General features: G+C 69.0%; 16 protein-coding genes. 11 read left to right on the forward strand and 5 right to left on the reverse strand.

Annotation, left to right across the window (positions count from 1 at the left end):
- Nucleotides 1-29: 29 nt before the first annotated feature.
- Together ACQ66R_RS19875 and ACQ66R_RS19880 are read left to right on the forward strand one after the other, a co-directional pair.
- Nucleotides 30-2,108 carry a TonB-dependent siderophore receptor gene (locus tag ACQ66R_RS19875; RefSeq protein ID WP_430424779.1) on the forward strand — a complete coding sequence of 693 codons (2,079 nt, stop codon included), beginning with the start codon at nucleotides 30-32 and terminating at the stop codon, nucleotides 2,106-2,108.
- 70 nt (nucleotides 2,109-2,178) lie between these two features.
- Nucleotides 2,179-2,799: an SOUL family heme-binding protein gene (locus ACQ66R_RS19880; RefSeq protein WP_430424781.1), complete on the forward strand. Its 621-nt coding sequence runs from the start codon at nucleotides 2,179-2,181 to the stop codon at nucleotides 2,797-2,799.
- Nucleotides 2,800-2,805: 6 nt separating this feature from the next.
- On the opposite strand, the gene ACQ66R_RS19885 is transcribed toward ACQ66R_RS19880, so the two are convergent.
- On the reverse strand, nucleotides 2,806-3,984 hold the full coding sequence (locus ACQ66R_RS19885) for an acyl-CoA dehydrogenase family protein (RefSeq protein WP_430424783.1): 1,179 nt from the start codon (nucleotides 3,982-3,984) through the stop codon (nucleotides 2,806-2,808).
- Nucleotides 3,985-4,057: 73 nt separating this feature from the next.
- Between ACQ66R_RS19885 and ACQ66R_RS19890 the strand changes: the two genes are divergently transcribed.
- From ACQ66R_RS19890 to ACQ66R_RS19900, 3 genes are all read left to right on the forward strand, one after another.
- Nucleotides 4,058-4,939 (forward strand): hypothetical protein, encoded by an 882-nt coding sequence (locus ACQ66R_RS19890; protein ID WP_430424785.1) that lies wholly within the window; start codon nucleotides 4,058-4,060, stop codon nucleotides 4,937-4,939.
- 67 nt (nucleotides 4,940-5,006) lie between these two features.
- Nucleotides 5,007-6,956 carry a beta-galactosidase gene (locus tag ACQ66R_RS19895; protein ID WP_430424787.1) on the forward strand — a complete coding sequence of 650 codons (1,950 nt, stop codon included), beginning with the start codon at nucleotides 5,007-5,009 and terminating at the stop codon, nucleotides 6,954-6,956.
- Between the two features lie 5 nt (nucleotides 6,957-6,961).
- The gene (locus ACQ66R_RS19900) at nucleotides 6,962-7,570 is read left to right on the forward strand and encodes a TetR/AcrR family transcriptional regulator (RefSeq protein WP_430424790.1); all 609 of its coding nucleotides are present in this window, start codon (nucleotides 6,962-6,964) and stop codon (nucleotides 7,568-7,570) included.
- Here the strand turns inward: ACQ66R_RS19900 and ACQ66R_RS19905 are convergent.
- The 4 genes from ACQ66R_RS19905 to ACQ66R_RS19920 all read right to left on the reverse strand — a co-directional run bounded on the left by ACQ66R_RS19905 (nucleotide 7,560) and on the right by ACQ66R_RS19920 (nucleotide 11,823).
- Nucleotides 7,560-8,357 (reverse strand): alpha/beta fold hydrolase, encoded by a 798-nt coding sequence (locus ACQ66R_RS19905; protein ID WP_430424792.1) that lies wholly within the window; start codon nucleotides 8,355-8,357, stop codon nucleotides 7,560-7,562. The two genes, ACQ66R_RS19900 and ACQ66R_RS19905, sit on opposite strands and share 11 nt — an antisense overlap.
- Nucleotides 8,347-9,312 (reverse strand): aldo/keto reductase, encoded by a 966-nt coding sequence (locus ACQ66R_RS19910; RefSeq protein ID WP_430424794.1) that lies wholly within the window; start codon nucleotides 9,310-9,312, stop codon nucleotides 8,347-8,349. The genes ACQ66R_RS19905 and ACQ66R_RS19910 overlap by 11 nt, the downstream gene beginning before the upstream one ends.
- A 16-nt stretch (nucleotides 9,313-9,328) precedes the next feature.
- Nucleotides 9,329-10,288, reverse strand: coding sequence for a phytanoyl-CoA dioxygenase family protein (locus tag ACQ66R_RS19915; RefSeq protein ID WP_430424796.1), 960 nt, complete (start codon nucleotides 10,286-10,288; stop codon nucleotides 9,329-9,331).
- An 83-nt stretch (nucleotides 10,289-10,371) separates the two neighbouring features.
- Entirely contained in the window at nucleotides 10,372-11,823 is a 1,452-nt protein-coding gene (locus tag ACQ66R_RS19920; protein WP_430424798.1) for an MFS transporter, read from the reverse strand.
- A 141-nt stretch (nucleotides 11,824-11,964) separates the two neighbouring features.
- Here ACQ66R_RS19920 and ACQ66R_RS19925 point away from each other — a divergent pair, with 141 nt between their 5' ends.
- The 6 genes from ACQ66R_RS19925 (at nucleotide 11,965) to ACQ66R_RS19950 (ending at nucleotide 19,281) form a co-directional block, all read left to right on the forward strand.
- On the forward strand, nucleotides 11,965-14,307 hold the full coding sequence (locus tag ACQ66R_RS19925; RefSeq protein ID WP_430424800.1) for a TonB-dependent receptor: 2,343 nt from the start codon (nucleotides 11,965-11,967) through the stop codon (nucleotides 14,305-14,307).
- Nucleotides 14,308-14,369: 62 nt separating this feature from the next.
- Nucleotides 14,370-15,281: an SMP-30/gluconolactonase/LRE family protein gene (locus tag ACQ66R_RS19930; protein ID WP_430424802.1), complete on the forward strand. Its 912-nt coding sequence runs from the start codon at nucleotides 14,370-14,372 to the stop codon at nucleotides 15,279-15,281.
- On the forward strand, nucleotides 15,271-16,995 hold the full coding sequence (locus tag ACQ66R_RS19935) for an IlvD/Edd family dehydratase (protein WP_430424804.1): 1,725 nt from the start codon (nucleotides 15,271-15,273) through the stop codon (nucleotides 16,993-16,995). Before ACQ66R_RS19930 ends, ACQ66R_RS19935 begins: the two co-directional genes overlap by 11 nt.
- Entirely contained in the window at nucleotides 16,995-17,741 is a 747-nt protein-coding gene (locus ACQ66R_RS19940) for an SDR family NAD(P)-dependent oxidoreductase (protein ID WP_430424806.1), read from the forward strand. Before ACQ66R_RS19935 ends, ACQ66R_RS19940 begins: the two co-directional genes overlap by 1 nt.
- Nucleotides 17,741-18,655 carry a 2-dehydro-3-deoxygalactonokinase gene (locus ACQ66R_RS19945; protein WP_430424808.1) on the forward strand — a complete coding sequence of 305 codons (915 nt, stop codon included), beginning with the start codon at nucleotides 17,741-17,743 and terminating at the stop codon, nucleotides 18,653-18,655. Before ACQ66R_RS19940 ends, ACQ66R_RS19945 begins: the two co-directional genes overlap by 1 nt.
- Nucleotides 18,652-19,281: a 2-dehydro-3-deoxy-6-phosphogalactonate aldolase gene (locus ACQ66R_RS19950; protein WP_430424810.1), complete on the forward strand. Its 630-nt coding sequence runs from the start codon at nucleotides 18,652-18,654 to the stop codon at nucleotides 19,279-19,281. The genes ACQ66R_RS19945 and ACQ66R_RS19950 overlap by 4 nt, the downstream gene beginning before the upstream one ends.
- Nucleotides 19,282-19,321: the final 40 nt, after the last annotated feature.

Raw genomic sequence — 19,321 nt, forward strand, 5'->3', positions numbered from 1 at the left:
GGGGCCGGTCCGGGTGGGAGGTCGTGAGGATGCGTCGTCGTTCGAACTGGCGGGGGCTGTTGGCGGGCGTGTCGGCCCTGCCCTGGGCGGGCGTCGCCCATGCGGAGGACGCCGCCGACGTCGAGGCCGTGGTGGTGACCGGGTCGCGAACGGCCAGCGCCAGCATCAACGGCCTGGACGTCGACACGCTGCGCCTGCCGCAGAGCGTGCGCGTCCTGGACGACGCGCTGATCGTGCAGACCGGGATCGCGAACCTGTCCGACCTGTTCGACTACGCCGGCGGCATGGCGCGGCAGAACAGCTTCGGCGGCGCCTGGGACGCCTACGCGATCCGAGGCTTCTCAGGCGATATCAACCAGGGACCGGACCTGCTTGTGAACCGCTTCACCGCCAACCGCGGCTTCAACGCACGCCGCGACGTGGCCACCGTCGAGGTCTTCCAGATCCTGAAGGGCCCGGCCTCGGCGCTGTCCGGCAAGGGCGAGCCGGGTGGCTCCATCAACATCGTCACCAAGGCGCCGAAGGACACGGCCCACGCCTCGGCCGAGCTAGCCTATGGCAGCTTCGACACCCGCAGGGGCGTGGCCGACATCGGCGGGCCGTTGGGCCACGGGTTCGCGGCGCGGATGATCGGCGTCTACCAGTCGACGGACGGCTGGCGCGACTTCGTGGACAGCGACCGCCTGCTGCTGGCGCCCTCGGTGTCGTGGGCGCCGTCGGAGGATCTGCGGCTGCTCTATCAACTCGAGGTCAACAAGGTTCACTTCGTCCATGATCGCGGGCTGCTCGCGCTCGCGGGCGACGGCAAGGCGCTGCCACGTTCGCGGTTCCTGGGCGAGCCGAACGACGGCAGCATGACGCAGGAAACGGTCCAGCATCAGTTCAGCGCGACCTACAACTTCAGCCCCAGCCTCGCGATCGAGGCCGGCGTGCAGTATCGCGACGGCAGCTTCGAGGGGCGCTCGACCCACAACTCGTTGCTGGTCGGGAGCCAGCTGCGGCGACAGCTGCGCATCCATGACTACGACTGGGACGACCTGTCGGGTCGGGTCGAAGTCAGCTACGATGGGACCTTCGCCGGGGTAGACCACCAGTTGCGGGTGGGCGCCGACGCCTTCACCTACGATCAGCGCCGCGTGTTCTACCGGTTCAGCCCGACCGCGGCGAACCCCTACGCCATCGATATCTTCAATCCCGTCTACGGCCAGCCCAAGCCCGTCGCGCCGCTCAACCAGAACATCCTGGAGGAGCTTCGCGGCGAGAGCTTGTACGTGCAGGATCTGGTCACCCTGAGCGAGCAGTTCACCCTGCTGGTGGGGCTTCGCCAGGACTGGGTGCGCCAGACCAACACCAACTTCCGCAACGGCGTCGTGACCCGGCAGTCGCCGTCGCGCGCCTCGCCGCGCGCGGCATTGACCTGGGCTCCGACCGAGGGTCTCTCGGTCTACGCAAGCTGGGGCAAGTCCTTCCGATACAATCAGGGTTCGGACGCGGCCGGCGGCGCCTTCGCCCCGGAAATCGGAGAGGCCTGGGAGGCTGGCCTGAAGTGGCGGATCGGCGGCCGGTTCGAGGGGACGGCCTCGGCCTTCCACATCGAGAAGGACAATGTGCTGGTCAACGATCCCGCCAACAGCGGCTTCTTCATCCCCGTGGGCAGCGCCCGCAGTCAGGGGCTGGAGGTCGAGGCGAACGCCACGCTGTTCGAAGGACTGACCGCGACGGCCGTCTACGCCTACACGGACACGAAGATCACGCGCGACACCCGCCCGACCCTTGTCGGCAGCCGGCTGAGCAACATCCCGAAGCACTCCGGGGCGATCTACGCCAACTGGCGCTCGGACGGCGCGAACGCCGGGTCCGTCGGGCTCGGGGGCGGCCTCGTCTACGTCGGAGAGCGTGCGGGCGACGACATCAACAGCGGGTTCGAACTGCCCGACTATGTCACGGTCCGGCTGAACGCGACCTACCAGGCCAGCGATCGGGTCTCGCTGCACCTCGACGTCGAGAACCTGTTCGATACCTACTATCTCGAAAGCTCGTTCAGCGACGTCTGGATCGCCCCTGGGGCGCCGAGGACGATCATGGGGCGCGTGCGGGTGAGCTTCTGATCGCCGCCACATCCTGGCGCCCGGCTCCGGCCATCCACATGTAAGGACGGTCGCAGGCAGGAGAAGGCTGATGGGCGCGGGGGAACTCTTGGCGGCGGTGGCCGGCGCCGTCGGCGGTCTATTCGGGATCCGTGCGGGCACCGAGGAGCCCCCCTACCAACTCGACCGGACGATGGGCGCAGTGGAGGTGCGGACCTACGCGCCCCGGCTGGCCGCGGAGACCGAGGTCGAGGGTGAGAAGCAGGCGGCGCTCAATGAGGGCTTCAGCCGCATCGCCGACTACATCTTCGGCGCCAACGTCTCCCGTTCGTCGATCGCCATGACCGCGCCGGTGGTGCAGGTTCCGGCCTCGCAGAAGATCGCGATGACGGCGCCGGTCGTGCAGACGCAGGCCGGCGCGAACCGGTGGAGCGTGCGCTTCATCATGCCGGCCAAGTACACCGCCGACACCCTGCCGCAGCCCCTCGACGCGCGGGTGATGATCGTCCAGGCGCCGGCCCAGCGTTATGCGGTTCTGCGGTTCTCGGGCAGCCGCACGCCCCAGGCCGTCGATCGCCGCAAGGCCCAGCTGCTGGATGCGGTCGCCGGCGCCCGCCTGCAGACGACCGGCCCGGTCGAGGCCTGGTTCTACGATCCGCCGTGGACGCCGCCGTTCCTGCGACGCAACGAGGTCGCCGCGCCGATCGGCTAGCTTCACTCAGAGGCGCAGGACCTGCTTGGCGATGATGTTGCGCTGGATCTCGTCCGAGCCGCCCGCGATGCTGGCGGCGCGCCCCTCGAAGTAGCGGGCCACTTCCCGGCGCGCCCAGCCGGGGCCGATGTCGTCCGGGGCAGGGCCATTCACCTCCGGAAACCAGGGCGCGGCGTACGGGCCCGCGCAATCCACAAAGAACTCGGTCATGCGCTGCACGATGTCGGTGCCCTTCAGCTTGAGGGCTGACGACTGAGCGCCCGGCGCGCCGCCGGCCGCCACCTCGGACAGCGTGCGCAACTCGGTCGCGGCCAGGGCCTGGAGCTCGATTTCCGCCAGCGCCAGCCGATGCCCGAAGCCGGGATCGTCGAGCAGGACGCCGCCCTCGGCGCCCGGCAGCGTCGCTGCGGCTTCGCGGATCCGGCCGAGCAGATCGGTGGACAGCGAGACGAAGGCTTGCCCCGTCCGCTCATGGGTGAGCAGCCCCTTGGCCACGGTCCAGCCCTCGCCCTCGCGCCCGACGCGGTTCGAGACCGCCGTCCGCACACCGTCTAACGTCACCCGGTTGAACGCGTGGCGGCCGTCCAGCGAGATGATCGGAAAGATGGTGACGCCCGGCGAGCGCATGTCGAGCAGCAGGAAGGTGATCCCATCCTGGCGCCTGGCCTCATCCGACGTCCGCGTCAGGCAGAACATCCAGTCCGCGCGGTGGGCGCCGCTGGTCCACACCTTTTCGCCGTCGATCACATAGTGATCCCCATCCAGCACGGCGCGGGTGCGAAGGGACGCCAGATCCGAGCCGGAGCCGGGCTCGGAATAGCCCTGGCACCACCGCGTGCGGTTGTGGAGAATGTCAGGCAGGAAGCGGTCCTGCTGTTCCGGCGAACCGTAGGCGAAGAGGATCGGCGCCAGCATGCCCATCCCCATGCCCCCCACCTGGGGCGGCAGACCTGCCGCGGTGACTTCGCGCTCCCAGATGAAGTGCTGGGTTGCGGTCCAGCCCGGCCCTCCAAAGGCCGTCGGCCACTTGTTGGCCGCCCAGCCGCGCGCGAGCAAAGCCTGATGCCAACGATGCTCGTGGTCGGAGCCGCCGTCGTATCGCTCGGGCGCGGGGAAGGCGGTCGCGATCAGGTCGCGAACCTCCTCGCGGAACAGCAGTTCGGACTCCGTGAGGCTCAGGTCCATGGACAGGCGCTCGCTATTTATTGTAGCGTTCGTCAATAGTAGGCTCAGGCCGCGGCGGTCAAGGAAGCACGGCATGTCGACAGAGACGTTCACATTCGCCGAGCACGACGGCGTCCTCGCCGGGCCGGTGCGCTGCCCGGTCAACTTTTCGCGCGACGCGGTGGGATCGATCCACGACGACAAGACCGCGCAAACCCTGGGTTTTCGGGGCGGCACCGTCGCGGGCAACATCCACTTCGAGCAGTTTCCGCCGCTCCTACTGGCGCGGTTCGGAGACGATTGGCGCAGGCGGGGCGGCCTCTCGCTCTACTTCCTCAACGCCACCACGGATGGCGAACCGGTCCAGGCCTTTGCTGGAGCAGTCGAGCATGTCGGGCTGGGCGTGCGTCGCGCGGCGGCCTGGATGGCCACCCCGGAGGGTATTCGGGTGAGCGAGGGCACGGCCTGGGCGGGCGGCGACGATCCCGGTTCAGCCCTGCGGCTGCGGGTCGCCCAACAGAGGCCGGCGACCGACCTGAGGATCCTGAAGGCTTGCCGCGTGGGCGACCAGGTCCGCGACATTCCAAGCCGCCGCGACAGCGAAACCGCGCTGCGTCGCCTGGAGGGCGTGACGGAGATGCTCCCCGAGTACCGTGACCCCGCGTTGTTCGGTGGGCTCGTGGCCGCGCCGGCCGTGGCGATCGACCTCCTGCGCGCCGTGGAGGACCCGCTGTTCCGGTTGGGCAAGGACTTCGTCGGCATGTTCGGCGCCATCGAGCTGGAGTTTCTCGACGGCCCGGTCTTCCTGGATCGGGACTATCTCGCGGACGGACGGATCCTTGCCCTCGGCGAGTCTCCCAAGACCGAGGTTGCGTGGTACGAGAGCACGCTGCGCGACACTTCGGACGGTCGGCCGGTTGCGCGACTCATCATGATGAGCCGGCTGTTGAAGGCGTCGTCGCCGCTCTGGGCTTAGGGTCGGCCTGCCTCGCTGATCGCATGCGCCAAGTGATCGCCGTCTTACACCTTAGCCGGAGCACGGCATGAAACTGGGCGTCTGCTACTATCCCGAACACTGGCCCGAGGAACTGTGGGCCGACGACGCGCGCCGCATGGTCGAACTGGGCATTCATTGGGTGCGGATCGGCGAGTTCGCGTGGAGCCGGATCGAGCCTGAGCCGGGGCGGTTCGATTGGGCCTGGTTGGACCGCGCCGTGGAGACCCTGTCCGCAGCGGGGCTGAAGCTCGTCATGTGCACGCCGACGGCCACCCCGCCCAAGTGGTTGGTGGACGCTCATCCCGATATGCTGGCGCTGGATGCGGGCGGACGCCCCCGGGGCTTCGGTTCTCGCCGCCACTACTGCTTTTCGAGCGAGAGCTACCGGGTGGAGTGCGCGCGGATCACCGAGGCCGTCGCGGGCCGCTACGGGCGCCACCCGGCCGTGGGGGCCTGGCAGACCGACAACGAGTTCGGCTGTCACGACACGACGATCAGCTATTCGCCAGCCGCCGCCAAGGCCTTCCGAGGCTGGCTGGCCCAGCGATACCAGTCGGTCGACGCGCTCAATCGCGCCTGGGGCGCGGTGTTCTGGTCGCAGGAGTATCGCGACTTCGACGAGGTGCAGCCGCCCAACCTGACGGTCACTGAGGCCAACCCCAGTCATCGCCTGGACTACAACCGCTTCGCGTCGGACGAGGTGGCGCGCTTCAACCGGATCCAGGTCGACATCATTCGCCGCCTGTCGCCGGGCCGGGACGTGACCCACAACTTCATGGGCTTCTACACCGAGTTCGATCATTTCCACGTCGGCGTCGACCTCGACATGGCCACGTGGGACTCGTACCCGCTGGGTTTCCTGGAGCAGTTCTGGTTCCCCGAAGCTGAGAAGCTCCGCTACCTGCGCCAGGGCCACCCAGACATCTCGGCCTTCCACCACGACCTCTATCGGGGTGTCGGTCGTGGTCGCTGGTGGGTGATGGAGCAGCAGCCCGGCCCTGTGAACTGGGCTCGCTACAATCCGGCGCCGCTGCCAGGCGCCGTTCGCGCCTGGACGTGGGAGGCCTTCGCGCACGGCGCCGAGGTGGTCAGCTACTTCCGGTGGCGGCAGGCGCCTTTCGCCCAGGAACAGATGCACGCCGGGCTGAACCGTCCCGACAACGTTCTCGATCGGGGCGGGGAGGAGGCGCACGCCGTCGCGCGGGAGTTGGGCGAGATGGGCGCGCCGGCAGCCTGTTCGCGTGCTCGGGTGGCGCTGGTGTTCAGCTACGAGGCCGACTGGCAGTTCGGCATCCAGCCGCATGCTCAGGGCTTCCGGTGGCTTCAGCTGGCCTTCGAGATGTACTCGGCGCTGCGGCGGCTTGGGCTCGATGTCGACATCGTGCCGCCGGACGGGGATTTCACAGGCTACGCCCTGGTGGTCGCGCCCTCGCTGCCGATCCTTGAGGCTTCGACACTCGTGGCGCTCACGGCGTCGGGCGCCGTCGTGTTGTTCGGGCCCAGGACCGGGTCGCGGACGCGCGAGGGGCACATTCCCGCGGTCCTGCCGCCTGGGCCGTTGCAGGCCCGGCTGCCGCTTCGTGTCGGCCGCGTGGAAAGCCTGCGGCCCGGCGCCGGGCCCGAAGTCGAGGTCCACGGCCGCATCTTCGGCGCGCGCCTTTGGCGGGAAGTGATCGAAACCGATCTGCCAGTACGGGCGGAATTCGCCGACGGCGGGGCGGCTTGGGTCTCGAACGAATTGTGGCACTATCTCGCCACCTGGCCGGAGACCGCATTGCTGGATCACGTCATCGCCACCGTCGCCCTCGAGGCCGGACTGTCCGTCCAGCCCCTGGAGGAAGGCGTGCGTCTGCGTCGGCGCGGCGATGTCTGCTTCGCCTTCAACTTCGCGCCGGAAGCGCGGCGGACGCCGGCGCCCGCCGATGCGCCGTATCTGCTCGGCGGGGCCAGCCTTCCGCCCGCCGGCGTGGCGGCCTGGCGCATCGCAACGCCGTGAGCGGATTGGCGGCGGTTCAACGCAAGCGGACCCGGCTCGCGCCCGAGGTGCGCCGCGAACAGATTCTGGACGAGGCCGCGCACCTCATCCTGTCCGAGGGCCTCTATGCGGTCAGCATGGAGCGGCTCGCGCGCGACGTCGGGATCAGCAAGGGGCTGGTCTACAACTACTTCCCGACCCGCGACGCCCTGCTCACCGCCCTGCTGAACCGCGAGCAGGCCGAGCTGCGCGACCGCGGCATGGCCAGCGCCCTCGAGGCCGAGAGTTTCGCCGACCTGATCCGCCAGACCACGCGCCTCTACCTGGAACAGACCCGCGATCGCGGGGCCCTGATCGCCGCGCTGCTGTCGGATCCCTCGGTCGCCGCGCTGATGGAGGACGAGAACCGCGCCGAGCGCGAGCGGACCGTGCGCTACTTCGTGAGGGCCACGCGGCGCGAGTACGGCCTGCCGCTGCCGATGGCGATCGCCGCGGTGGAGATGGTCTCGGCGATCACCGATCGCGCCGGGCGCCTTGTGGCCGAAGGCCAGCTCGATATCGACGACGCCACCGACATGTGCGTGGGCCTGATCACCGGCGGCCTGTCCGGCCTGGGTCGGTCGCTCAAGGCCTGAGAAACGCGCGCACCGCGGCCAGGAAGCCCTCGAAGTTCTCCCGGCGCACATTGTGTCCGGCCCCGGTGATCTCGACCGTGCGGATGTTGGGATTCAAAGCCCGGGCCTCATCGGCGATCGCGGCGGTGATAATGCTGCCGAGCCGGGCCTCGCCGTGGACCACCAGTGTCGGGGCGACGATCCGATCCACCTGCGCCTGCCAGGGCGTCGCGTAGTGGGGAAAGGCCTCAGGATCCACCTGGCGCTTCGCGGCTGCCCAGGCCGGGAAGTCGTCGTCATGCCAGCCCGGGGAGTCCTTCCGGCCCATCGCCAGGATGTCCGCCTCGCTCATCTCCTGGAACCGCGCCACCTGGCTGCGGAATTTGGCGCGCCGCACGGCGGCGGCCTCGGCATCGATGAGGGGCAGGAACACCGGGTCTTCCAGGATGACCTTACGGACCTTGTCGGGATAGGCGTTGGCGTAGGCCGCCGTGGCGCGGGCGCCGACCGAATGCCCAATGACGATCGGGCGCTCGAGGCCCAGGCTGGCGATAAGCTCGCCGATGTCGCGTGCGGGATCCGTCACCACCTCAGCGCTCGTCCTGGCGCTGCCGCCGTGACCGCGGGCGTCGATCATGATCACGTCGAACTCGGGCGCCATCTCGGCTGCGAAGCGGCTCCAGCAGAGGCCGTTGTCGGTCAGGCCATGCGACAGGACCAGGGTCGGTCCGGCCCCGCCCGTGCGGTGGTAGGTCAGGTCACCGCCTGGAACCCGCGCCGCGCCGACACTCCAGCCGCTACCAGGCATAGGCCTCGGGCGCCGGGCCGCAGGGCGGGAAGATCGCGTCGATCCTCTCCATGGCCTCGTCGTCGAGCTGGACCTCAACGGCGGCCAGCGCCGCCGTGAACTGGCTCCGCTCGCGGGGTCCGATGATCGTCGCGGTGACGGCGGGCTGATGCAGGAGCCAGGCCAGGGCGACCGTGCTGGGCGTCTGACCCAGGTCGTTGCAAAGGGCGCCGAACGCGGCGAGCTGAACTTCCCGCGCCGCCGCGGCCTCTAGGGCTTCAGGCGTTCCCCGGCGGCCCTCCGGCGCGGCCGCGCCGCCGGCCAGAAGTCCGCCAGCGAGGGGGCTCCACGGGATGAGGCCCAGGCCATACGCCTCGCAGGCCGGGATGACTTCCAGCTCGGCGCGGCGCTCGATCAGATTGTAGAGGCTCTGCTCGCTGACCAGCCCCAGGCCCTGCCGCGCGATGGCCTTCTCGTTGGCCCTCGCGATGGCCCAACCTGGGAAGTTGCTGGAGCCGACATAGGTGATCTTGCCCTGGGCGATCAGCCTGTCCATTGCCTGCCAGATCTCCTCGACCGGGGCGGCGCGGTCGATGTGGTGCATCTGGTAGAGGTCGATGTGATCCAGGCCCAGGCGCTTCAGGCTGGCGTCGCAGGCCATCTGGATGTGCCGCGCCGACAGGCCCCTGTCATTGATGTCGTCGGACATCGGCTCGTGGACCTTGGTGGCGATCACCAGCCGGTCCCGTCGCGTCGGGCTGGCGGCCAGCCATCGCCCGAGGATCGACTCCGTCGTCCCGACGCCCAGGGCGCCGCCATATTGATTGGCGGTGTCGATGAAGTTGACGCCGGCCTCCACGGCCGCGTCCAGAACCGCGAAGCTCTCAGCCTCGGACGTTCGCGGGCCGAAGTTCATGGTGCCGAGGCACAGGGCGCTGACTTTGAGGGCCGATCGGCCGAGAGGGCGGTACTTCATCGCGCGCTGTCCCGGTTCACGGCGCGCGCAGCGTCGTGCCCGTCACCAGGGTCTCGCTGGAGTCGGCGACACAGTGGCGGACCAGCTTCTGCGCCCGCTCGGACAGCTTGCGATAGTCGCCGTAGGTGATGCCGGGAACGATCGGCTCGCGGAACCAGGGCGCATAGAACTCGAGGTTCGGGATCGAGCGGATCGCGTCCGACACGTTCGGCGTGCCGCCGTGCCAGGCCCGCACGTCCCGCACCATGATCGCCCCGGCCGGAGCCGGGCAGACGGTGCTGAGGCGCATCCACTCGGGCTCTTCCTCGAGGGTCGGTATCTTCGTCCGGGAGTGTTGGGTCCCTGGGATCTGACGGGTGGGCCCGTTCAGGCGGGTGACATCCTGCGGCAGGAAATTCACGCAAACGTAGGGGCAGGGCAGATCGCGGATGGTCACGTGGCCCCGCGGGTCGTGGAAGGCGCTGAAGGGCGTCGTCGCGTTGTCGCGCCAGTCGCCGACATCGGAATGCAGGGGCTGGTACTCGGTGGCGCCTGGCAGGCAGAAGTCGCCGCTGGCGGCGCGCAGCACGTAGTCGGACGACCCGAAGATCGCGCTTACCACCTCATCCACCACCGGGATGTCGAGCAGCATCTGCCACTCCGGGCGGTGGAGTTGGCTGCGGGTCAGGCTTGAGCCGCCGAACGAGTAGCGGTGTGAGCCGCGGTTGCCGCGGCGACCGTCGTCCAGGGCCAGGATGTCGGCGGCGACATCGGCGCAGCCCTTGGCGAGAAGCTCCGTCTGGGCGCTGTCGAGCACATTGGCGATCACCACGAAGCCGTCGCGGCGGAACAGGTCCACGGCATGACGGGTGTCGCCCGGCTCCAGGATATCCAGGCCGCGGATGCCGTTGTTGGCCTCGAGATAGGCCCTGAGCGCCTCGAGATCGGCCTCGGCCGACACGTCACTGACCCGCTGCGCGCCATCCATCATCGCCATCCTGCTTCGAACGTCTTATTGTACTAAACGTCAATAGTAAGTGTCCTGGGATTGATGTGCAAGCCCTAACGCCTTCGCTGCGCCTAGCCGCCGGCGGAGGGGCGGAGCGCGACGGCGATCGCGGCGTGACGGGCGCGGGTGATCCCATAGGACGCGAAGATCACCATAGAGATGACCGCGATAACAGCCGGGATCGGACCCCAGACCCAGACCAACTGCACCTTGACGTCATCCGGGAGCGCGCCCGGGGTCTTGGCGAGGTCTGCGGGGAAGCGGATGACGTCCAGCGCCCGGCCGGCGAGGAAGACGCCGACAGCCACCGCCGCCTTGTTGGCGAAGCCCAGGCCCGCGAAGTAGAGCCCCTCACGGCGCCGGCCGAACAGGTGCTCATGCTCGTCGGCGGCGTCGGCCATCATCGAAGGATAGGCGACGCTGACAAAGCCCAGGCCGATGCCGGCGACAAACGAGTTGATCTGCATCGGCAGCAGCGCGGCGTCGCCTACAGGGGCATAGACCCCGGCCAGCCAGGCGCCCTGCATCACCAGCCAGTTGGCGATCAGCAGGGAGAGCCCGATCAGGACGACCGTCTTCTTTTCGAGGCGCGCCTGGATCTTCGGCGCCGAGCCCACCCCCAACAGGAGGCCCACGACGAAGGCGTAGGAGATGAACTGGATGTTCTCGCTTTTGATCAGCCAGACGAACACGAACGAATGCTGGTTCAGCGTCGCGTTCAGTCCCTGGGCCAAGTAGGTGATGACGGCCGAGATGAAGAGCAGCCGGAATGAACGGTTGGCGAAGATCTCCACGACCTCGGACGGCATCCGCCGCCACATGGGCTCTGCCACGCGCTCGGGCTGCGGCAAAGCTGCGGCGTAGCGCCGGAGGCCCAGGCAACAGGCGCTCATGCAGACGGCCAGGACCGCGGCGGCCGACCAGCCGAAGCCCGGATAGCTTTCCGCCCGTTGCAGGCCGCCATCGGCGAAGAACGCCGTGTACCCGAGCGCAGTGATCGCCAGCCCGGCCAGCACGCCGGCGGCGGAGCGATAGACCACGACGCTGGTCCGCGCCGCATAGTCGGTGGTCAGTTCCGCGCCCAGGGCCACGTAGGGCACGTGGAACAGGGAGATGGCGCAACGCGCCGCGATGGAGAAGGTCGCCAGCCAGACGAACAGCAGCGGCTGGGAGAGACCGGCCGGCGGAGAGAACAGCAGGCCGACGCAGATCACCGTCGGCGGAATCGAAATGATCATCAGCGGCAAGCGCCGCCCGAGGCGGGACTTGAGGTTGTCTGACCAGGAGCCAATAGCCGGATCGACCAGCGCATCAAAGACCAGCCCGACGGCCAGCGCCGCGCCGATGAGTGTGCCCGATAGCCCCAGCACCACCGAATAGTAGAAGAAGACGAAGCCCACCGCGGTGTCGAACCCGCCGGACTGGGCGGCCTGTCCCAGGCTGTAAAACACCTTCAGCGCGATCTTAGGCGAGGCCGGGCAGGCCGGCCCGATGTCATGGGCCTGGATGTCGGATCGCTCCACGGCGCATTCCCCCACTATTGACGAGTCGTTCAATTGGGCTTGACGGTCGCGCGCCTCCCAATCTAGTTATTGACGCTACTTACAATAAACACACTGGCGGACAAGGGAGAACCTCCCGGCGCCTCAGGGGGAGTAAGACACATGCGAAGCCACCGGTCCGTCGCCATCGCTGCGGCCTCCACGATCGCCCTCATGGCCGCGGCGCCCGCCGCCGCCGAGACCGCCAACGAGATCGAGGAACTGGTCGTCACCGCGCAGAAGCGCGAGCAGAACCTCCAGGACGTGCCGATCGCCGTGAGCGCGTTCTCCGAGGCGGCCTTGGATCGGGTGCAGATCGAGGACGCGACCGACATCCAGCTGTCGATCCCCAACGCCGTGCTGACCGGCAATGACCGCTTCACCCTGCGCGGCGTGGGCAACAACGCGCTGGCCGGCGTGGACCCAGGGGTGCCCACGTTCGTCAACGGCGCGGCCATCGGCTATCCGCCACAGAACGAATTCTTCGACGTCGCCCGCATCGAGGTGCTGCGAGGGCCGCAGGGTACGCTCTACGGGCGCAACACGACTGGCGGGGCGATCAACATCATCACCCGCAAGCCGGGGACCGAGTTCGGGGGCGAGGTCAGCGTCCAGGCCGGCAACTATGACAACGTCCGGGTGGGCGCCGCGGTCGACCTCCCCCTGGGCAGCGTGGCGGCCCTGCGGCTGGCCGGTTACTCCCTGGACCGCGACGGCTACACCCGTAACGTCGCGACCGGCAACGACGTCGATGGCCGCGACCAGTGGGGCGCCCGCGGCTCCCTGGTCTTCGACCTCGGCGAAAACACCGACGCCACACTGATGCTGAGCCGGTTCGAAGAGGACAGCTCGCGCGCCCGGGAAGGCAAGCGCCTGTGCAAGGCCCATCCCGTGCTGGGCTGCGACCCGCGTGTCCTGGGCTTCGACTCGCCGGACGCGAACACCACGATCCTCCAGACCCTGGCGCGGGCCTTCACGCCGTTCCCGGCCGGCGGGAACATCTACGCCGGCGCGCCGAACCCCACGGACCTGCGCGCGATCGCCGCCGACACCGACCCGACCTACGAGGCGGCCCAGACGGCTGCGTCCGTCGAATTCAATCATGACTTCGGCCAGATCACCCTGTCGGCCGTCCTCGGCTATTCGAAGTTTTCGACCGAGCAGAACACCGACTGGGACAACGCCGACCTGCCGTTCCGCTTCACGCGGCCGATCACGTACTTCAAGGACCGCGACACGCAGGTGACGACCGATCGCCTGCTGACGACCGACAGCTTTACGTCGCGCGGGACGACCAAGACGGGCGAACTGCGCCTGGCCTCGCAGTTCGAGGGGCGGTTCAACTTCCTTGTCGGGTATTTCGGCGCCCAGGGGACCAACTCCGGCGGCTTCGAGACCTGGCACCCGGCGATCGAGTTGTTCCAGCGCGCGCTGGGCCGTCCGCAGGAGGCGTGGCGCGTCTCGACGCTGACGCGGAACGGCAAGAGCGACACCTGGGCTCTGTTCGGCGAAACCTACTTCGAGATCACGCCAGACCTCCGGCTCACCGTGGGCGGCCGCTATACCGAGGAGGAACGCTCGGGCGAGTCGCGATCCATCGTGCTGGCCCCCGTCGGCCCGTGGGTCTACGCCAAGTTCGAGGGCCAGAAGACCACCTACAAGGTCGCGCTCGACTGGACGCCGGACCTGGCCTTCACCGACAAGACCCTGGTCTATGGGTCGGTGGCGACGGGCTACAAGGGCGGCGGGCAGAACGCAAACGCGTCTGCGCCCACATTCGGTCCCGAGACGGTCACCGCCTATGAGGTGGGGACCAAGAACGTCCTGATGGACGGCGCGCTGCAGGCGAACCTGACAGCGTTCTACTACGACTACACCGGCCTGCAGCTGGGCCAGCGGATCAACGGCGGCGTGGTCACGCGCAACGCCGATGCGACGATCTACGGGCTCGAGGGCGAGTTCGCCTACTCGCTGGGCGACCACTGGCTGTTCGACGCCAACATCTCGCACCTCCACACCAGCATCGGGACCTTCCTCAGCGAGGACGCGGCCAACCCGGCGCAGAGCCTGACGGCCACGACGCCGACCGTCCGGGTCAACCTGAAGGGCAACGAGTTGCCGCATTCGCCGGGCTTCAAGGTCAAGGCGGGCGCCCAGTACCAGACTGGAATCGGGGCCGGCGACTGGACGGCGACCTTCCGGGTCGACGCCACCTGGCAGGACTCGTACTTCGCGCGGGAATACAATACGCCCACCGACCGGATCGACTCGTGGGGCGTGATCGACCTGCAGGTCCGCTTCGACAACGATCCGAAGGGCCTGAACGCGCGGGTCTTCGTGAAGAACCTCACCAACGACGACAACATCACCAACATCATCATCGAGGACGCCCTGATCGGCCGCTATAGGAACGCGCGGCTCCTGGAGCCGCGGACGTATGGCGTGATCGTGCAGAAGCGGTTCTAACCGGCAGAGTCAGGCCGGCGCCGGCGTTGCGCCGGCAGACCTGAGCTGGCGAGATGGGGGTCATGGAGAGCCGCAACGACTGTCTGGAGCCCCAATGCCTGATCCGGTCCGGCGACAGGCTGGGGGAAGGCCCCTGCTGGTCGGCGCGCGAGGGACGCCTCTACTGGTTCGACATCAAGGGCTGCGCGCTGAACTGGTGGTCGCCGGGCTCGGGCGAGGCCGGCCGGCATGACCTGGGCCTGCGCGCCAGCGCCGCGGCGCCCTGCGCGGGCGGCGGATTGCTGGTCGCGACCGAGCAGGGCCTGGCGTGGTGGGACAGTGACCGGGCGGCGTTGCGGATCGTGCGGCCGATGGCCCTGGAGGCCGGCTTCAGGACCAACGACGGCAAGATCGATCCGCGGGGCGACTTCTGGTGGAGCACGATGGACGATGACGGCGGTCGGCGGCCCGGCGCGCTGTACCGGACGCGGCGCACCGGCGAGACCGAGGCCATGGTCGAGGGCATCCACATCGCGAACACCGTCAGCTTCACCGCCGACGGCCGGGACCTGCTCCTGGCCGATTCCCATGTGCAGACGATCTTCGCCTACGACACCACCGCCGATCTGAGCCGGCGGGTCGTGTTCGCCCATACCCGCGGCGAGGCCGCGACGCCTGATGGCGGGGCCCTGGACGCCGAGGGCTTCCTGTGGAACGCCCAGTGGGGCGGCGCGCGCCTGGTCCGGTATGGGCCCGACGGTCGCATAGACCGGATCGTGCCCATGCCCGTCGCGCAGCCGACGAGCTGCGCGTTCGGCGGCGACGACCTGCAGACCCTGTTCGTCACCAGCGCGTGGGATGGGTTGTCGGACGCCGAGCGGCATGCACAGCCTCTGGCTGGCGGTCTGTTCGCGTTTCGGCCGGGCGTCGCCGGCCAGCCCCTGCCCTTGTTCGAGGGGCCACTCGTGGATCCGGAGCGCCCGCATGGCCGATAAGCCCGCCCGCAGTCAGAAGAACTTCGGCAAGCTGGACCGCGACGGGTTCATCCACCGCAGCTGGATCAAGGGGACTGGCCTGCCGGAACACGTGTTCGACGGCCGGCCCGTGATCGGCATCTGCAACACCTGGTCCGAACTGGTCACCTGTCAGTTCCACCTCCGCGATCTGGCCGAGTACGTAAAGCGCGGCGTCTGGGAGGCTGGCGGCGTCCCGATCGAGTTCCCGGCCATGAGCCTGCCGGAAACGCAGATGCGGCCCACGGCCATGCTGTTCCGCAACCTTCTGGCGATGGAAGTCGAGGAGTCGATCCGGGCCAACCCGATCGACGGGGTGGTGCTGCTGGGCGGTTGCGACAAGACCACGCCGGGCCAACTGATGGGCGCGGCCAGCGTTGACCTGCCCACCATGGTGGTGTCGTCGGGGCCGATGCTGAACGGCAAGTTCCAGGGGCGCGATATCGGCTCGGGCACCGACGTGTGGCGGTTCTCCGAAGCGGTGCGGGCCGGCGAGATGACGCTGGCCGACTTCATGGGCGCCGAGGCCGGCATGAGCCGCAGCCACGGGACCTGCAACACCATGGGCACCGCTTCGACCATGGCCAGCCTGATCGAGGCGCTGGGCGTCAGCCTGCCGAACAACGCCGCGCTCCCCGGCGTGGACGCCCGCCGCAAGACCCTGGCCCACCTTACCGGGAACAGGATCGTGGACCTGGTGAAGCAGGATGTGCGGCTGTCGCAGATCCTGACCCGCGAGGCGTTCGAGAACGCCATCCTGATGCACGCGGCCATCGGCGGCTCCACCAACGCGGTGGTCCATCTTCTCGCGCTCGCGGGGCGCGTCGGCGTCGAGCTCAGCCTCGAGGACTTCGACCGGCTGGGCCGCGAGGCGCCCCTGCTGGTGAACCTGATGCCGTCGGGGCGCTACCTGATGGAGGACTTCTGCTACGCCGGCGGCTGTCCGGCCGTCATGCGCGAACTGTCAGGCGTCTTCCGCCGAGAGGCGCTGACCGTCTCGGGCTTCACCCAGGGCCAGATCGCCGACGCGGCCGAAGTGTGGAACCGCGACGTGATCGGCAGCGTGACGGACCCCATCGGCCCCTCGTCGGGGGTCTGGGTGCTGCGAGGCAATCTCTGCCCGGACGGCGCGATCCTGAAGCCCAGCGCCGCCACGCCCGAACTGCTGACCCATCGGGGCCGGGCGGTCGTGTTCGAGAATATCGAGGACTACAAGGCCCGCATCGACGATCCGGACCTCGAGGTCGATGAGACGTCGATCCTCGTCCTCAAGGGCTGCGGGCCGAAGGGCTACCCGGGGATGCCCGAGGTGGGCAACATGGCCCTGCCGCGCAAGCTGCTGCAGGCGGGCGTGCGCGACATGGTGCGCATCTCGGACGCGCGCATGAGCGGCACGGCCTATGGCACGGTCATCCTGCACGTGTCGCCTGAGGCCGAGGCCGGGGGCCCGCTGGCCCTGGTTCGCAGTGGCGACGAGATCGCCTTCGACGGTCCCGGCCGCAGCCTGGAGCTGCTGGTCAGCGATGCGGAGCTCGCCTTGCGTCGTCAGGCCTGGGAGGCGGCTCGCGCGCCATCCACGTTCACCCGCGGCTGGTACAAGCTCTACATCGACACGGTCCTGCAGGCCGACCGCGGCGCCGACCTCGACTTCCTGGTGGGCAAATCCAGCGCTGACGTCACGCGGGAATCCCACTGATGGATGGCGCGTCCTACCCCAGTCTGCGCGGGCGGGTCGTCTTCGTGACGGGCGGAGCGACCGGCATCGGCGAGAGCTTCGTCCGGCGCTTCGCCAGCCAGGGCTGCCGCATCGCATTCGTCGACCTGCAGGCTGAGGCCGGCGAGGCGCTGGCCGGGGAGGTGGGCGGCTGGTTCCGGCGCTGCGACGTCACAGACGCGCCGGCGCTGCAGGCCGCGATCCACAGCGCGGCGGCGGCGTTGGGCCCGATCACCATCCTGGTCAACAACGTGGCGGACGACACCCGTCACGAGGCTGCGGAACTTACACCCGAAACCTGGCGCAGGTCGCTGGCCGTGAACCTGGATCCCGCGCTCATTGCCTCGGTCGCCGTCCATCCGATGATGAAGGCTGAGGGCGGTGGCGCGATCGTCAATGTCGGCTCCATCAACGCTCTCTGGGGCCCGGCAGGGATGGCCGCCTACGTCGCAGCCAAGGGTGCGATCAACAGCCTCACCAAGGGCCTCGCCCGCGAATGGGGCCCGGACGGCATACGCGTGAACGCCCTGTCGCCGGGCTGGGTGGTGACCGAGCGGCAACTCGAGTTGTGGCTGACCCCGGAGGCCGAGGCGGAGTGGGCCATGCAGGTGGCGTTGAAGGGTCGCATCCTGCCCGACGACATCGCGCGCGCCGCCCTGTTCCTGGCGTCGGATGAGAGCCGCATGATGACCGGGCAGAACCTCGTGGTCGACGCGGGGCGCCTCTGATGGCGAGCCCGGCCCTGTTGGCCTGCGACTGGGGAACGACGAACCTGCGGGCCTGGACGCTGGACGGGCAGGGCGCCGTGGTCGCTGAGCGTGAATTTCCCCTGGGGGTCTCGCGCCTGCCGCGGGGTGAGGCGGCAGCCGTCTTCTCCGATCAGGTCCGACCAGCCCTGCATGCCGAAAACACTCCAGCCATACTCTGCGGCATGGTTGGCTCGGGCCTGGGCTGGACGACGGCGCCCTACCATGACTGCCCGACGACGCTGCCGGATCTGGCGAAGGCGATGATTGCCGCGCCTGGCGCGCCGGATGTGCTTATCGTCCCCGGTGTTCGCTACGCCGGCTTCAACGGACATGGCGACGTGATGCGAGGCGAGGAGACCCAGCTCTTCGGCTGGCTCGCTCTGCACCCGGAACATGCAGAGGGGCGCCACCTGGTCTGCCATCCTGGGACGCACGCCAAATGGATGGTCGTCGAGGATGGGCGCCTGACGGCCTTCGCCACCGCGATGACCGGCGAGTTGTTCGCCCTTCTGACCACGCACGGCGTCCTGGCCACCGACTCGACGCCCGGCGACAGCGAAGCCTTCGACGATGGCCTGTCGGCCGCCGGCGACGGCGGGGCGCTCGTGGCCCGGCTGTTTACCGCGCGGGCCCGGGTGGTGGGCGGCAACGCAGCGCCCGAGACGTCGGCAAGCTTCCTCTCGGGCCTCCTCATCGGCGCCGACGTGGCGGCGACGCCCAGGCTGCTCGCCGACGCGCCGACCACCGACGTCGTCCTGCTGGGGGACGCGAAACTCTGCGCGCTCTACGCCCGCGCGCTGGAGGCCCGGGGCGTGCGGACGCGCACGTACGACGGCGAGGCGGCGGCTGTCGCCGGCCTCTGGGCGCTGCACACTGCGAAGGCCTCTCCATGAAGCTCGCCGAGGCGCTGGCCGAATGCCCTGTGGTCGCCATCCTGCGCGGGGTGAGGCCGGACGAGGTGGTGGAGCATGTCCAAGCCCTCTACGAGGCCGGGCTCCGGGCTGTGGAGGTTCCGCTCAATTCGCCCGAGCCGCTCAACAGCCTGCGCCGGATCGTGGCCGCCTTCGAAGGGCGCATGACGATCGGCGCCGGGACTGTGCTGGCGGCCGACCGCGTCGATGCCGTTGCCGAGGCCGGCGGGCGGCTGATCGTCTCGCCGAACACCGATGCGGCCGTGATCCGCCGCGCTGTGGAACTGGGCCTGGAGTGCGCGCCGGGCTTCGCCACCGCCAGCGAGGCGTTCGCCGCCTATGGCGCCGGCGCCCGGCATCTCAAGCTGTTCCCGGCCACGACCTATGGCCCGAACCACCTGCGGCAGCTCAGGGCCGTGCTTCCTGCCGACGCGGTCGTCTGGGCGGTGGGTGGGGTGGGGCCCGACAGCATGGCCGACTGGTGGGCGGCCGGGGCTCGTGCGTTCGGGTTGGGGGGCGAGCTCTTCCGGCCAGGACAGGCGGCTCGCGAGACGGCCGAAAATGCCATTCGCATCAGGGCGTCCCTCGAGCCCTTCAGATCCGAGTGACTTGCAAAACGATACTCACTGTGCATGCTCGCGGGACAGC

This window comes from Phenylobacterium sp., from assembly GCF_965284355.1.
In the GTDB taxonomy this organism is placed as follows: Bacteria; Pseudomonadota; Alphaproteobacteria; order Caulobacterales; family Caulobacteraceae; genus Phenylobacterium.